Source organism: Reichenbachiella sp. 5M10 (assembly GCF_002742335.1).
Classification (GTDB): domain Bacteria; phylum Bacteroidota; class Bacteroidia; order Cytophagales; family Cyclobacteriaceae; genus Reichenbachiella.
The window spans coordinates 2,874,645-2,889,922 of sequence record NZ_MDGR01000007.1 but is presented as its reverse complement, the minus strand read 5'-3'; the positions used below and the strand labels follow the sequence as shown (position 1 = coordinate 2,889,922).

The window sequence follows — 15,278 nt, the reverse complement described above, 5'->3', positions numbered from 1 at the left end:
TACGTAGTTTGTTAGTTGAGGAATATTTGATTTGAAGCTCGAATATTTTCAAATAGCATCTTGATCAGATTACGTAGTTTTGCTCATGGAATTGAAACACTTGCGTCTAGTCAAAACCATCGCGGATGAAGGCAATATTGCCAATTCGTCAGCTAAGCTATTTTTGACCCAATCCGCACTGAGTCATCAGCTCAAAGAGTTTGAAGAGCGATTGGGTTTCAAGATTTTTGCGCGAAAGCGCAACCAGTGGGACTTGACCGAGGAAGGGGTCGAGCTGTATCAGCTGGCCAACAATGTCTTGTCGTCCATCGACGAAAAACTCAACCAGATCAAGAACATCAAGCACGACTCGGGAGGAAAGATTCGGGTGAGTTCGGAGTGCTATTCATTTTACTTGTTGTTTTCATCCTTTTTGCGAGACATGTCGCTGCTCTATCCCAACATCGAGGTGGAGTTTGTATACGATGCGACACATCAGCCGATTCCCAAGTTGCTGTCCTACGACATAGACCTGGCTTTGGTCACGATCAAGTCACCTAACCAGTCCCTGTCGTCATATGAGGTGTTGCAGGACGAGGTATGCATGCTGATGCACAAAGAAAATCCGCTGAGTGACAAGGACTACATCGAGGCAGCGGACTTTGCAGATTTGCATTTGCTGATCCATTCGTACCCGCTTGATACGGTATCTGTGTACGAGCATTTTCTCAAGCCCAACAATGTCCTGCCACAGAAAATCTCCGATGTGCCGCTGACCGAAGTGGCCTTGGAGATGGTCAATGCAGACCTGGGAGTGATGTGTATCCCGCAGTGGGCCATCCAGTCGTTTTCGGATCAGAAGGATTTGGTGTTTAGACCGATCAGCATGCATGGCCTCAAGCGCAGCATCTATATCGTCGTGCGCAATGCCGACAGCACCAAGAAGCATTTCAAAGATTTCATCTCCACCTTTGAGGAATGTCAAGCTGGATAGTCGTGGGTGTAGAGATATTCGGTTGTTTTAGGGCTACTAGACAGGTCTTTACTCTTCGATAATTCCTATGGGACCTTTGTAGATTCCACCATAGTGGCCGAGGTCTTTGACTCGGATCGCAATGGTATTGGGCTTGGAGGAGTGGAGCAGTGCCTGTGGGATTTTGTAGAGACGGATTTGGGCATAGGATTGGCTGTCGCCAAAACCTTTGCCATCCGCGGTAGTGCCGATGCGCTGGCCGTTGAAATAGGTGATGTCATAGTCGTCTATCATGCCGAGGAGCAGGTAGTAGGTTTTGTCACTGCTGGGCGTGAAGGACAGCCTAAATGTCGTACGGTACCAAGCCACTCCGTCATAAGATCGGTAGCCTTGGTTGTCCCAAAAAGAAGGAACCCATATATCATCCCACCCAGAGGCGTCATAGTTCGGGTCCTCTGCGTTGCGTTTGTCCCATTTGGTGAACTTCCATTGTCCGGAGAGGTCTTGGATCAGGTGATCGCTATCGAAATCTGCGTATATGCCGATCTTGCCTCCAACGATCCCTCCATCGAGTACGTCATCATAGACGCGCACGGCGATGGTGTTTTGTCCTTCGAAATTGATGCTCTCATGAGGAATCTGGTAGCGACGGTCCGTAGTGTAGGCGGTGCGAAAGCGTGGTGCGAAACGCCCATTTTGTCCGATCATCCGTCCGTTGAAAAAGCACTCGTCGGCATCATCGATCTGCCCGAGGAGTAGATAGTGACTCTGTTTGGGATCGAGGAGCCGTCCGTCAAAGCTCGTGCGGTACCAAGCAATCCCATCGTACCCGTTGAATCCTTGGTTTTCCCAGCGAGATGGAACTTGTATGCTTTCCCAATTGTCGTCGGCATACGTGGGAGTAGCCCACTTGGGGTTGTCCCCGATGTTGAACCTCCACTTTTTGTTCAAGTCCACACGGAGTATGAGGTGGTTGGAGGGAGGCGTATCAAAAGGAATGTCGGGTTGATCGTCGTAGAGTTCGTCATATATCCAGTCCATGAGTCGATCCAGATTGCTCCTTACCTCGTCGGATTGCGCATGGGTAGGCGCGATGATTAGGGAGCAGAGGAGGGACAGACTACATACGAATTTGATCAGAGTATTCAATTATTTGGTGTTTTTGGCGATGGTATATGCACTGTCTTTTTGCTTCTTGTTTTTCTTTTCTTTGACCTGATAGTCCACATGGACAGTACTGGTACCTATGTCGATGACAAACCCGTACTGTCGCATCAGATTGGTGCCCAAGATGGCGGTCACGGTTTTGCCGGTGCGCGCTCGGATCGAACTGACGATGTGTGTGATGTCATAGGCGTAAAAGTCAGTCTTTAGTCGCATTTCTCCAAAATATAGTTGGGCATTGGTCACTTCATGGAGTTGGTTGTGACGAGAACCGAAGCCTGCTACTTTGATTTTTTGGTTGAAATCCTGGTGTGCATGAAAGGCGTACTTGTCTTGATCTCGGAGATTGAGGACGCTAATATCCGAACCTGTGTCTAAGAGTACCCAAGTTTTTTTGCCGTTGAGGGTCATGGGGACGATGGGTTTTTCGCGAAAGCGTAAAGCCAAGGTGTGGCTGTCCTGCGCTTGTGCCAAGGAGCATGCGGTGAGATAGAGGCCGAGGAGGAGTATCTGTGTTTTCATGGTGTATGCTGTGTTTTGAGTTTATTCAACAAACTAAGCCACTGCCATGTCAGCGTGTGTCACACCAAGGTAAAGAGATGTCACAAGTTGTCACAGGAGAGGAGTGAAAGTTGAAAAGGAGCGTGTGCAAAGAAGAAAGGAGGCGAACTTAGTTGTTGGCCTGGTGAGAGGACGACCTCTTTTTGGGTTTGAGCCCAAAAAGAGGTCGTAGAATATTGATACGGTGGATGATAGCGAAGCTCACAAATGACCCGACGAAAGTGAAGGCTGTCAGTAGGCTCCATTGGGCTAGACCCGGGATGTCCCATGCGAAGATCCACAGCGAGCCCAAATACAGAAAGATCATGTGTAGGATGTATACTGGGTAGGCTGCTTCGCTGAGGTAGGTGAGTGCTCGGCTGGGGCGGTTGAGGTAGTGCTGACCAAAGGCCAAGACGCTGAATATCCATAGACAAGACTCTGTGGCCATCAGTACATTGGGCGATGTGAGGTGATAGACGTATATCCGAATCCCATAGAGCACAGCTGCGAGAGATAGCATATACCAGCGAAACCTACGCAGAGTCGTGCCAAAAGCAGTACTGTCCAAAAGACTACAGTACCCAAAGAAAAAGGCTACCAGACCGATGAAGAAGCCATGCAGAGTCTGTGCATAGAGTGAAAAGATCTGTGGCTGTACAAGGAGTACCTCGGCGATGGTAGCGATGATCATAAGCAGTAGCCCAAGAGGTGACGAGAATATACGCTGCAGTGCATGTGCCAGAGGTCGGTCACTTTGCAAGAATAGAAATACTGGAAACAAGCAAGACAAGTAAATCGCAATATTGCCCAAAAACCACAGGTGGCCAGGGTTGGGGACATAGTCTGCGGGTAAATCATAGTATGCCTGAAACAGATATATGTGTAACGGGACGATGCAGAATACTCCAAAAACAAAAGGGAGAAGGATTCTTTTGGCTCGCTCGATCAGCAGTTGTACAAGCGTGCGTTTTCTAAACGAAAACGCAACACCCATACCGGAAACAAAAAACAAAAAGGGTATTCTCCAGACATTAAGCATACTCATGGGAGTCCATAGCCATGTCAATGTTTGGTCAGTCTGGATGAAGCCCACGAGCGTGCCCCAAGGCTGAAAAGCTATACCGATGTGGTAGATCAGTAGCAGCCCAATTGCAATGACTCTGAGCCAATCTATGTCGTATCTTCTTTCCATTGTTTACCCTTTGAGAATTGTAGCGACTTCTGGTCTGGTTTGCTCGAGGTATTTGAGGTCTATTTTGAGCCCCATAGGTTCGAGTTGTTTGCCCATCATTTGATACACACCGACGACTTCTTCGAAGGGGCCAGAGATGGATTGTAGTGGGGTAGCCCCATACTTGTTGACGATGGATCGGTCAGCACCTCTGTCGAGTAGTAGACCTACGATGTCTTTGCGACAAAAGAAGGCGGCAGTGTGTAAGGCCGTAGATCCATCATTGTTGGTGAAATTGATCTTGGCGCCTGCATCCAATAGAAGTGTAGCAATCTGCACTTGATCAAATAGAGCTGCAGTGATCAAAGGACTCGATCCGCCGAATGGATCTGGGATGTTGAGGTCACTACCGGCTTGGATGTGTTGCTTGACTACATCTGTGTTGCCAGAGATGACAGCCGTGTGTAGGTCCATATCGGGAGTTGTAGTTGATGTATTGTTCTCTGTGTCTCCTTTGGAGGTCTGTCCCTGACCTGATGAGGATTGTCCCGTACAGCTACACAATGAGGCGATGAGACATAGTATGAGTGTAGTAGATTGGGTAAGTTTTAAGATGTTTGTTTTCATAGTTGTTATAAGTTTATTGTTGGATGCAAAGCTCAAAAAGAGTGGTGTAGCAGGGTTATTAGCTTTGTAGCGAAAAGAATCAAGTTTGGGGCATAGGTATCAAATATGACGAAACGATATAAATTATGACGCAAAAGGGTAAATTTGGAATACAGAGAACTAACCTCAAGATTAGATACTATGCACAGCAGTTTTATCCAGAATGCAAATGAAAAGGTCCGTGAGAATCTGTCGGATGAGCATTTTGGAGTGTCCGAATTAGCGGGAGCGATGGACATGAGTCGCTCCAACCTCTTGCGAAAAATCAAGTCTGAGACGGATTTGTCTGCGAGTCAGTTTATCCGTCAGATTCGATTGGAGCACGGGCGTGAGTTGATACGGGGCAAGCAACACACAGTGTCGGAGGTTGCTTATCAGGTAGGCTTTGGTAGTTCGTCTTATTTTATCAAGTGTTTTCGTGAGCACTATGGCTATCCTCCAGGGGAGCTCGACCGTCACATGGGCGTGACCGACGAACCCATCATAGCAACGGACGCCCAAAGCATAGAGAAGGGAATCCCTAAGCGGTGGATGTATCTGATGATCGTGCTGGTGGGTTTTTTGGGTGCGACAGGGGTCTACTGGCTCTCTCAGAGCAGAGAGGCTGTGGGCCTGGAGAAATCGATTGCCGTGCTGCCTTTCAAAAACGACAGCAATGACTCGACCAATCTCTACCTGATCAATGGATTGATGGAGTCTACACTCAATAACCTGCAAAAAATCAAAGAGCTCAAAGTCGTCAGTCGTACGTCTGTCGAAAAGTATCGAGCCAGTACCAAGACCGTCGCTGAAATAGCCGCCGAGCTGCCTGTGAGTTATTTCGTGGAGGGGAGTGGTCAAAAAATAGGAGATCGTATCCAACTCAATATTCAGTTGATCGAAGCGGCCAGTGACCGACACCTATGGTCCAAACGATATGTGCGTCAGGTCGGAGATATTTTCGAATTGCAGCAAGAGATTGCCAAGAATATTGCTGCCGAGATTCGAGTGATCATCACGCCAGAGGAGGAGTCGCGTATTGCTCAAGCTCCGACGGATAATCTAGAGGCGTATGACTTTTATCTGAAGGGGGTAGAAAGTTTGAATAAGGGAAATACCCAAGGAGTGACTGAAGCGGTGATGTATTTGGAGCAGGCATTGGAATTGGATCAAGAGTTTGGATTGGCCTACGCTTATTTGGCATTCTCTTATTACTATATGGATATATATCAGACGGATAAAAAACATGTGAAAGAGCTGAGCAGTGCGGCAGACAAAGCACTGCTCTATAGTCCCAATGATCCGAGTAGTCTGATTGCCAAGGCGTACTATTTTGTGCAAATCAAGTCTTATGAACTTGCCGTGCCATATCTGGAGCGTGCGTTAGCGTATAGTCCCAATTCTGCTCAAATCATCAACACCCTATCTGATTTTTATACCAATTATATCCCCAACACCGCGAAGTATTTGCAGTACGCTTTGAAGGGGTTGCAGGTCAATGTAGAAGTGAAAGATTCGGTGACGACTAGCTACATTTATTTGCACGTGAGCAATGCTTTGATTCAAAATGGGTTTGTAGAAGAAGCCAATCGCTACATTGATGTTTCGTTGGATTACAATCCAGAGAATTATTATTCTAACTATGTGCGGGCCTTTATTCGTTGTGCCGAAACGCGAGATTTGGAAGAGACGGTTGATCTATTGCTCATCGAGCTAGAAAAGGATACCACCCGCATGGATATCCTACAAGAAATAGCAAAGTTGAATTACTACCAGAAAGAGTATGCAATGGCTGAAAAGTACTATGATCGCTTCATTCGTCTCCGGGATGCCAAAGGACTAGACATTTATCGGCATGAGTCTCTTAAGATCGGAGATGTGTTTAGCCGAATGGGTAGAGTAGAAGAAGGAGAACGATATGTCGAAGTGTTTCGAGAGTATGCTGAGCAGGATCATTCGATGTATCAACCACTCAGTATGACTGCATATCACGCTTACCGAGGAGATACGGCTCAGGCTTTGGAGTACTTTCGTGAGTTTGCCGAACAGGATGATTTCCAGTATTGGATACTCTTGTTTTTGAAAAGTGATCCGGTCATGGAGTCTTTGTTTGAGAACCCGGAGTTTGTCCAGGTGTATGAGCAGATGAACGAGGGGTTTTGGCGTCATCACGAGGTGCTTCGCAACACGCTGGTGGAGGAAGGATTGATGTGATCCTAATGTAGGTTCTATACTGTGCATATCCCTTCTCACAATTTTTCTTATAGCAGTTTGTAACCCATGCCGTGGACGGTTAGGATGATTTTTGGGTCGTTGGGGTTGGTTTCGATCTTTTGACGTAGACGGAGGATGAAGTTGTCGATGGTACGTGTGGTTGGAAACTCGTCATAGCCCCAGATGTTTTTGAGCAGGTCGTCTCGACTGACGATTTGTTGGCGATGGTCCCAGAGGAAGTGCAGTACTTCGAATTCTCGATGAGAAAGCTTGATGGTCTCATGTCCGATTTTTGCTTCATAGGACTTGAAATCTACGTCCATCTGACCGATACGCTCAAATTGCCGTGGAGTGCTGTCATGCTTGTAGTGTTGGGTTCTGCGGAGGATGGCTTTGATTCGAGCGATCAATTCGCGTACACTAAAGGGCTTGGATATGTAATCGTCGGCTCCAAATTCCAAACCGAGGACTCGGTCGATTTCTTCTCCTTTGGCTGTGAGCAAGATGATAGGGATGGGGTTGTTGGCATTGCGGAGTTGCTTGCAGACATCGAATCCAGATACTTCGGGCATCATCACATCTAGGACCATGAGGTCGTAGTGTGTTTCATTGAGTTTTTGGAGAGCGGATTTGCCGTCGCACGCATTGTCGACGAGATAGCCTTCGAAGAGGAGGTTGTCTGTGAGTCCCTCGCGCATGGCGGGTTCATCATCTACTACTAGGATTCGTATCATGAGTGTGTGGTGTTGAGTGGAAAGTGTAAGGTGAATGTACTGCCTTTGTTCAACTGAGAGTCGACTGTGACTTTGCCATCATGAGCAGCCATGATGTGCTGGACGAGACTCAGCCCTAGTCCAGCTCCCTTGGTTTTTTGAGTCAGGGCATTTTCTACCCGATAAAATTTGTCAAAGATCTTGGTTTGGGCGCTTTCGGAGATGCCTATGCCGTGGTCTGTCACGGCACAGCAGGCATGATCAGGTTCTAGATAGGTGGAGACGATGATTTCGTTGCTTTCTCCTCTGTATTTGAGGCTGTTTTCGATCAAGTTGGACAAGGCTTCATCAAAGGCTTGTATGTCCAACTTGACAGGGAGCGGGGTGTCAGAGAGGGTGAGTGAGCTCTTCATTTGTTTGTCGGTCAAGGTATGGGTATAGCGTCGAATCAGTAGTTGGACGAGGGTGTTGAGATCAGCTGGCTCTTTGTGGTAGGTTTTTTTGTTGGCTTCTATTTGGGAGAAATCCAGAATGTTGTTGACCAAGTAGGTAAGTCTCCCTGCTTCATGATGGATCACATGGTAGTAATGTTGTTTTTTTTCTTCGGAGGGTAGTCTGCCTAGCATGAGAGTCTCTGCATACATTTTGATGAGCGAGAGCGGGGTGCGGATTTCATGAGAGACATTGGAGACGAAATCGGATTTGAGTTGGGCGATTTTGACGGTGTTTTGGATGTTTCTAATCATGAGGGTAGCTCCGACGAGCATCGTCAGCAGAGAGGTGAGCAAGATGTATAGGTTGTTGCGGCTTCTGCTACGGATGAGTTCAGCATAGCTGACGCCCTTGGTTTGTATCGCTAGTGCAGTGCTAGGGAGTATCCACAGGTCGTTTTGAATGTAGTCCTTGTGGAGATCAAAGGGCTCTGTACTGAATAGCACGTGGGACTGGTCGGTCGATCCCGAGGATTGTATGACGGCTAGTCGGAGGTTGTCTTGTGCCGCTTCGTTCATTTTCGCGCCAAGCGTCTGTTCGATCCAGTAGTTGGTCTCAAGGATGAAGAGTGCATTGTAGAGAATAGAGTCTCTATCATAGAGCATGACGGTGATCCCGGATTGGGCGGGCTGTAGACCGTCGATAGTGTGCCAGTCATTGGCAGGGTGTATTTTTTGAAAACCCGCGTCGAGGTACTGCGTGAGCTGGTGTAGGACCGAGTCTTTGGAGTCATACCATTGTCTGACGAAGCGGTGTGTGCTATCAGTAGACAGTACATAGTCGTTGACACAGATGCTGTCGGAGCGGTTGGACATTTGTCTCAGAACGAGCATTTGTATGGATTCGTTGGCGAGTAGGAGGTCGGACGCATTTTGCGCGAGAGGGTACCTGTCGTTGGTGAGTTTGCGTACCCAGCTCTCCATCATGTCATCGGCATATTGATTGAGCGAAAACAAAATGGTTTCCATTTGCTTGTCATAGATTTCATTGGCGGTTTGTTCATCTTCCTCGAGGGATTGGACTTGCCAAAGCGAGTAGAGCAGTAGTGGCAACAGGATCAGTGTAGCAAGTATTAAGATCGTGTAGCGGTTTTTGGTCATTGAAGATAGTTGTTCGTTTTTTACTGCTCAATTTAGTCATAGAAATGAAATCCAAAAAATGAGTGTTGATTCAAATTCGATCCGTTCACAGGGCAGTGGAGGATGTAGAGGCTGTCTTATTCCATGTGGTTGTATGTGTATCAATACATATGTTGTAAATACACTTGTGGTTTGTGTCTATTTGGATAGTGCTATTTATTGATGGATTAATAATGTTTTTGACAGTTTACTGTGAAAAATGTTTTATATTCCCTGAAAAATCAAGGCTAACGGTTTGTTGAAAAAATAATGTTCCCTATCATTAGAGGAACTATGGAAAGAAGGGCGTCAGAAGTAATATTCTGGATTGAAGGGAATCTACCTCCTTTAAGTTGGAGTTTGATTAAAGTGCATAACATTAAGGTTTTTTTAGCTAATGGAATAAGACCAACCAAAATTGAGGGTGATACTGTCTTCAATCAAGCAGTCTTGGACGAGTTAAAAGCATTTGTACAAGCGAAATACAGTAAGGTGATGCCTTATTAACGAGACTGCGTATGAAAATCAAAATTATAGTATTTACACTGTCAGCAATGCTGATATTGACTTGTATAGGGTGGCTGTTTTGGCAGCACGAGATGAGGTATGCGCTACCTACGCCTGTGCCACTGGGGCATGTGGAAGTAGGGGTAGGAGAGTATGTAGGGGTCAGTGACCTCATGGAGATCGACCGGTCCAGGTACAGTTTGCTCCATTTTTTCAATGCAGAGTGTCCTTGTTCGCGTTTCAATATGAGGGATTTTCAACGGTTGGCTCGTGTGTATCAAGACAGTGTACAGGCCTATGTGATTGTGCAATCGGAGGATGCGGAGGCCGTGGCAGAGTTTCGAGACAAGTATGAGTTGGATCTTCCCGTTGTGTGGGATCGAGCCGGTGTGATCTCAGACCGGTGTGGGATCTATGCTACTCCTCAGGGCGTAGTGCTAGACAAATCTTCGAGGATTTATTATAAGGGCAATTATAATCAAGCAAGGTTTTGTACCCGCAAAGAGACACGGTATATCGACAAGGCACTGACCAAACTGATCGCGGGGGAGCAACTTCCGTTGGATTTGTTTCAGGGTATGCGGCAGGCATATGGCTGTCAGTTGCCGTCTGATCTAGGGAAAAAGGCGGGATATGTAGAGCAAGGAAAACGTATATTAGGATTATATAATGAGAGAAGGAATGCAAGAGCAGGGTATTGATTTGAGAACGGAAGAAGGAATATACAATCGGTTTGTACAAGAGATTCGTGATCGTGGGGATGTATTGATCGAGCGGTTGTTGGTAGGATATTTTGTTTTCGGGTTGTTCTTGTCAATGTTTTACGACACATGGTTTTTGGGCTTGAGTGTCGGAGGATTGTTGCTGGTGCTTTATTTCTTAGCCAAAAAGATGTTTCCGAATACCTCGTTGAATCAATATGTGGCGAGTGGAGTGTTTGGTGTATTTATGGGGCAGTACATCTATCAGATGCACGGACTGTTTGAGATGCACTTTTTTGCCTTCATTAGTGCGACTATATTGATTACATATCAAAATTGGAAAATTCAAATTCCTTTGGCAATAGTCATCGTACTGCATCACGCTGTGTTTGGATATTTGCAGTATTTGAGTTTCTCGACAGGAAGTGAGAGCAGTGTGTATTTTACGCAGTTGGACTACATGGACATGCAGACGTTTATGTTTCACTGTGGATTGGCTGTGTTGATATTGCTGATCTGTGCCAAATGGGCGATGGATTTGCAGAAGCGTACGCTGAACACGTCTCGCAACATGGTGGAAATAGAAAGGATGAGCGATGTGATGACTCGCAACTTGGAGTTTGCATCGATGCTTGCCAGTGGCGAGGAGGTAGAGAAGTTGGAACTTCATGCGCAGGATGACTATATGGGTATGACCCTCAATCAAATCCATACGCGACTCTCCGAAAAATAATTTTGAGACAAAATCACAAGTGAAGGCTCAAGATCTATGGATCTTGGGCCTTCACTTGTGTTGAGGAGCTAGTCTTCTGAGGGATTCGTCATAGGTGATGTAGGCTCGGTAGTAGGGCTAGACGATGACAAAGAAAGCGTATGGAGTACCTGCTCCATGTTTGTGTAGTTGCGGATTACTTGTACGGCAATTATTCCTAATGGAATAGCGATGAGTAAATCAACTATGCTCAATAGGGTCATGTTGATCAGTTGGTCAAGGGTTTCAGCATTTCGAGTATATCTGATCAGTATTTGTCCCGAAATATTGGATATGATCCAAAGGGTCCACCATATGCCGAGGTATTTGTCAGGGTTGTCTGTGTGATAGGTAGGTCTATGTTTTATAATGAATTTCTCTGTTTCGGTATACAGTTCTTTCATGATCTGATAAGGCCTGTATAGTCCGATGATGGGAGTGAACCAGCTGCCAGCAGCCCATCCTTCGCTGTGGTTGAGGTTTTTGACTAGCTGATGCAAGTTGGCATAGGCTCGACGAAACCACTGAATGAAGGTCACTCCAGAAATGATGAATACCCCAATACTGACATAACCGATGACCTGTTCGCGGAGATCATTGAGAGTAGCTTCTTCATCAGAGACAATGTCACCATTGGCGATGGATTCCAATAGTTCGTATTGAATGAAGGATGAGATCATGGACAATACATCCAAAGCAACGACTATCCATATCAAGGCAATGGCAATTTTGGCACGTTGGTCATTCGGTTCTAATCTGTTCATAGCGTAGTTTTTATTGCTTACAGTTTTCGCAGTATGTTTTTTTAAGGTAGTTGTCATTGAGTAGCTGAAAGGTGTAGCCTCCCTGCGGTTTGGGCAAGAATAGGTCGCAGAATCGTTGGTTGTTTTTGTCTATGGCGTTGAGCATAAAGGTTCGGTAGTCGTTCTGCGCTGTTTTGTTTGGGTTGGCAATCGTCAATGCGAGATAGTAGAAGATCAAATCTTCGTCTACATCTATCTCATGGATGCGCTTGGACAATACCGCTTCGGCCCAGTCAAACTTACTGAATACAGCCAGGTATTTGGAGAGGCTCAGTAGGTCTTGGTCACTGAGATCCATACGTGAGTAGAACCAGTATACTTCGCGGAGTGCTCTGTTTTTGTTGGTGAAGTCTTGCTGCTTGTAGTAATATTCGGTGAGTATGATGAAGTAGTTGATTCTTAGTCTTTTGATGAGGCTTTGTTCCAGCCCCAGTTTTTCTAGTTCGTCGATGGATTGTTGGACTTCTTCTCGATTGGTGATCAGTTCTCCTTGAGTCCACGCTTTGATTTTGAGTGTGGTGAGATTGTATTTGATCTTGAGGTTGTCAGGCATGAGAGATAGCAATTGCTCAAAGCGAAGGATGTTGTCGTAGAGAAAGAGATCTTCGTGTTCTGTCTGGTGGATCGCAAAGTTGTTGAGCAGGGGCCCATAGATGGACTCTTCGGGGACTTCGAGTTGACCGATGAAATCATCTGGCAGCTGTTGGTCCTCTATTTTTTCAAAGATGATTTTTTGGAGATAGAGAGCCTCTTCGATGTTTTTGTTTTGGATGTTTTGGTCAAAGAACTTCTTGAGTATGTCGGGGTTGTTTTCTTCGGACGAAAAGCGTTTTTGGAGTTTGAGTTCGATGAGTGCCTTGCGGTGGTGCTGAAGCATGGGTTCCAGCTGTGCCAGCAATTGAGGATCGCTTAGCTGTGCTTTGATTTCTTCTTTGGATTGTCGACTCAGGTACTCAAACTGCGTGTCTCGGATGTTGTTTAAGAATTCTACCCAGTTTTCGTGTGCAGATACTGTCGAGCGAATCGTGGGGCTCTGGTAGGATTGCAAGGCAGAGATGATGCTTTGCGAGCGTCCCTGTTGGAGCTCAATGTTGCGATCATGTGAGCCTTCGATGGAGGTGTAGGCCTTGATGGAGATCTCCTTGATGTGGTAGTCGGAGAGGTGGAGAGAGTCGTAGAGCGGTTGTATGTCTTGTTTGTCAAAGGAGGCTTTGTTGCGTGCGAAGGGCACGATAAAGTGTAGGTTTTTGGAAATTTCTTGGTGGATAGTTTGGTATTGGTCTGCTGAGAGTGAGTCACGATACATACCCATTTTGAGTATGCCCCAGTTGCTGTAGTCCATGTTGGAGAAGGAGTGGTAGCCACAGAGGTATTTCTTTTGAAGAATGAGCAAGTTGCACTCGATCATCAAGGGGTCGAACTGTTGGGGGATCGTAGCGTAAGGGATGATGACAAACCCTTGTTCGTTGACCGTAAGTCGCTTCATCATCTCGTCCTTGTACAATGGAGGCATGAGGTACCCTTGGTTGAGCCAAGTGTCCTGTAGATTATTCTTGTCATAGCAGCGATACTGTTGTCGTTTGACGATGTCTATGGCGATTCCGTCTGTATTTTTCGGAAAGATGTCGTGAAAGTAGTGCTCGCTGGGATAGTAGAAGTAGATCATGCGGTCGACTACTTCGATCCCATAGCGGATATCAGCCGGCAGTTTGTTGTAGATGCTGAGGTAGTCACCGCATTTGTTGGCGGTGTTCTTGCCAGGGTTTTTGATGCCGTAGGTCTCTTTGGGAGTGTTTTGCCCTAAGGCAAAAAAGGGAAGAAGCAACACAAACAGAAATGCAGGCATGAGAGAGAGGTATGCATCAAGAGAAGGTAGCACCCTGTTGCAAGGGTGGAGTTGATGGCGAGGTGTGGTTTTGTCTTTGATTGTGTGGTGAGTTTATCTAGTCAGAGATCTAGTCTAGGTATCTATGATAGCCAATGTCTATCAACAAGGATAAAGAAATAATGTATATGAAGCAATGTGTAGCTCCGTACCCCTCCAAAAAAAAGAGTGAATTTTGGAGGGAGCAATTGTAGAGAGGGGGTTAGCTTTTTTTGACGTATTTGGTCAAGATTACAATATGTTGCCCGTTGACTTTGCCTTCGATGTGCTCGGGGTTGTCGTGGGTCAGGGTAATGTTGCGAACCGCCGTACCACGTTTGGCTGTGAAGTTGGCTCCTTTGACATTGAGGTCCTTGATGAGTACGACCGAATCACCCGCAGTAAGTGTAGCGCCATTGCTGTCGATGTGTTTGATGGCTTTTTGTTGGTCGACAATCATGCCTTCTTTGGCCCAACTCAAGGTTTCGTCATCGAGGTAGAGCATTTCGAGGAGATTTTGTGCCCAGCCTTCTGTGATTAGGTGGTTGAGCATACGCCAAGCAAGTACCTGTACCGCGGGTGTTTCGCTCCACATGCTGTCATTGAGACAGTGCCAGTGGTTGGGTTCGATTTTGTCCTGGTTTTGGATTTGTTCGATACAGGTGCTGCACAGCAGCGTGTTTTCGGAGAGGTCTTGACCAGATTTGGGAGATACGACGTGTATGGAGAGGGTGTCTGTACTGCTACAGAGTTCGCACTTTGAGCCACTTCTGTTTTGCAATTCTTGTTCTAGGTTCATTTATTGTCTGTTTGCTGAGATCTAATATGCGCTTATCCTCTTGGAGAGGGCGGCAAATATAGTATGCCTCTTAGGGAAAGAGGAAGTAAATCACTAGAAGCTGCACACGCTCTTCGGAGGCTTTGGGGTAGTGGGGGATACGTGCATCAAAAAATATGGAGTCGCCCTCTTCGAGTACAGTGCTTTCCTCACCGATGATGTATTCTATTTTTCCGGATAGGACGATTTTGAATTCATAACCATCCGTACTTGTGGGCTCGTATTCGGCATGAGGTTCGACAGTGAGGTGTACGATATCTACGTTGAGATTGAGTAGACTTTGGTTGATGATGGATTGGTACTTGAAGCCCACGCGATCCTCTTTTTCAATGGTCTTCCGATCTTCTTTTTTGACGACTGTGAAATTGTGTCCATTCCTCAAATACATGTCTTCAAAGAAATCCTTGGGTGCTACTTCGAGTGATTCGAGGATGTTGATGAAGACAGGCAGGGAGGGGATGGTGCGTGAGTTCTCGATTTTGGACAGCAGGCTTTTGCTGATTTTGGATTGATTGCTGAGCTCCAGTAGAGAGAGGTTCTTTTGGTTGCGGAGTGATTTTATTTTGTTGCCAATCCAGCTGACTACTATGTTATTCATGATTTTTCTTGGGTTTACTATTTATAAACTTCTCTGCAAGTATAGTTGCATATTTGTAAACGTAACATTCGTTTAATGGATTTATTTCGATTCAGGGTTGGTTATTGGGTTTCATATTAGTCAATGAATTTAATGTTAAGAAAAGGGGTGTTTTGCGTTATCTAACTTACCAGTAGTGTAACATTTCCAACACATATACTTCAA

Annotated in this window: 14 protein-coding genes; 4 read left to right on the top strand and 10 right to left on the bottom strand. The window is 46.0% G+C overall.

The window, feature by feature from the left end; genetic code table 11:
- Window positions 1-85 precede the first annotated feature (85 nt).
- Window positions 86-973 (top strand): LysR substrate-binding domain-containing protein, encoded by an 888-nt coding sequence (locus BFP72_RS11550; RefSeq protein WP_099599285.1) that lies wholly within the window; start codon window positions 86-88, stop codon window positions 971-973.
- Between the two features lie 48 nt (window positions 974-1,021).
- Here the strand turns inward: BFP72_RS11550 and BFP72_RS11545 are convergent, their stop codons facing one another.
- The 4 genes from BFP72_RS11545 to BFP72_RS11530 all read right to left on the bottom strand — a co-directional run bounded on the left by BFP72_RS11545 (window position 1,022) and on the right by BFP72_RS11530 (window position 4,457).
- Complete coding sequence (locus tag BFP72_RS11545) at window positions 1,022-2,101, bottom strand: beta galactosidase jelly roll domain-containing protein (RefSeq protein WP_143520047.1); 1,080 nt, start codon at window positions 2,099-2,101, stop codon at window positions 1,022-1,024.
- Window positions 2,102-2,638, bottom strand: coding sequence for an aspartyl protease family protein (locus BFP72_RS11540; RefSeq protein WP_099599283.1), 537 nt, complete (start codon window positions 2,636-2,638; stop codon window positions 2,102-2,104).
- Between the two features lie 148 nt (window positions 2,639-2,786).
- The gene (locus BFP72_RS11535; RefSeq protein WP_099599282.1) at window positions 2,787-3,851 is read right to left on the bottom strand and encodes an acyltransferase family protein; all 1,065 of its coding nucleotides are present in this window, start codon (window positions 3,849-3,851) and stop codon (window positions 2,787-2,789) included.
- Between the two features lie 3 nt (window positions 3,852-3,854).
- On the bottom strand, window positions 3,855-4,457 hold the full coding sequence (locus tag BFP72_RS11530; RefSeq protein ID WP_099599281.1) for an ankyrin repeat domain-containing protein: 603 nt from the start codon (window positions 4,455-4,457) through the stop codon (window positions 3,855-3,857).
- 180 nt (window positions 4,458-4,637) lie between these two features.
- On the opposite strand from BFP72_RS11530, the gene BFP72_RS11525 reads away from it, so the two are divergent.
- Window positions 4,638-6,689 (top strand): helix-turn-helix domain-containing protein, encoded by a 2,052-nt coding sequence (locus BFP72_RS11525; protein WP_099599280.1) that lies wholly within the window; start codon window positions 4,638-4,640, stop codon window positions 6,687-6,689.
- 47 nt (window positions 6,690-6,736) lie between these two features.
- Here the strand turns inward: BFP72_RS11525 and BFP72_RS11520 are convergent, their stop codons facing one another.
- Both BFP72_RS11520 and BFP72_RS11515 read right to left on the bottom strand, forming a co-directional pair.
- A complete protein-coding gene (locus BFP72_RS11520) occupies window positions 6,737-7,423 on the bottom strand; it encodes a response regulator transcription factor (protein ID WP_099599279.1) in 687 nt (228 codons plus the stop codon).
- Window positions 7,420-8,994, bottom strand: a complete 1,575-nt coding sequence (locus BFP72_RS11515) for a cell wall metabolism sensor histidine kinase WalK (protein ID WP_099599278.1) — start codon at window positions 8,992-8,994, stop codon at window positions 7,420-7,422. Before BFP72_RS11515 ends, BFP72_RS11520 begins: the two co-directional genes overlap by 4 nt.
- A gap of 536 nt (window positions 8,995-9,530) precedes the next feature.
- Between BFP72_RS11515 and BFP72_RS11505 the strand changes: the two genes are divergently transcribed.
- Both BFP72_RS11505 and BFP72_RS11500 read left to right on the top strand, forming a co-directional pair.
- The gene (locus BFP72_RS11505) at window positions 9,531-10,220 is read left to right on the top strand and encodes a peroxiredoxin (protein WP_099599276.1); all 690 of its coding nucleotides are present in this window, start codon (window positions 9,531-9,533) and stop codon (window positions 10,218-10,220) included.
- On the top strand, window positions 10,189-10,953 hold the full coding sequence (locus tag BFP72_RS11500) for a hypothetical protein (protein WP_143520046.1): 765 nt from the start codon (window positions 10,189-10,191) through the stop codon (window positions 10,951-10,953). Before BFP72_RS11505 ends, BFP72_RS11500 begins: the two co-directional genes overlap by 32 nt.
- 68 nt (window positions 10,954-11,021) lie before the next feature.
- Here the strand turns inward: BFP72_RS11500 and BFP72_RS11495 are convergent, their stop codons facing one another.
- The 4 genes from BFP72_RS11495 to BFP72_RS11480 form a co-directional block, all read right to left on the bottom strand.
- A complete protein-coding gene (locus BFP72_RS11495) occupies window positions 11,022-11,735 on the bottom strand; it encodes a DUF4328 domain-containing protein (RefSeq protein WP_158233385.1) in 714 nt (237 codons plus the stop codon).
- Window positions 11,736-11,745: 10 nt separating this feature from the next.
- Entirely contained in the window at window positions 11,746-13,620 is a 1,875-nt protein-coding gene (locus BFP72_RS11490; protein WP_099599273.1) for a hypothetical protein, read from the bottom strand.
- Between the two features lie 241 nt (window positions 13,621-13,861).
- The gene (locus BFP72_RS11485; protein WP_099599272.1) at window positions 13,862-14,437 is read right to left on the bottom strand and encodes an alkylphosphonate utilization protein; all 576 of its coding nucleotides are present in this window, start codon (window positions 14,435-14,437) and stop codon (window positions 13,862-13,864) included.
- Window positions 14,438-14,507: 70 nt separating this feature from the next.
- The gene (locus BFP72_RS11480; protein WP_099599271.1) at window positions 14,508-15,074 is read right to left on the bottom strand and encodes a helix-turn-helix domain-containing protein; all 567 of its coding nucleotides are present in this window, start codon (window positions 15,072-15,074) and stop codon (window positions 14,508-14,510) included.
- Between the last annotated feature and the right edge of the window lie 204 nt (window positions 15,075-15,278).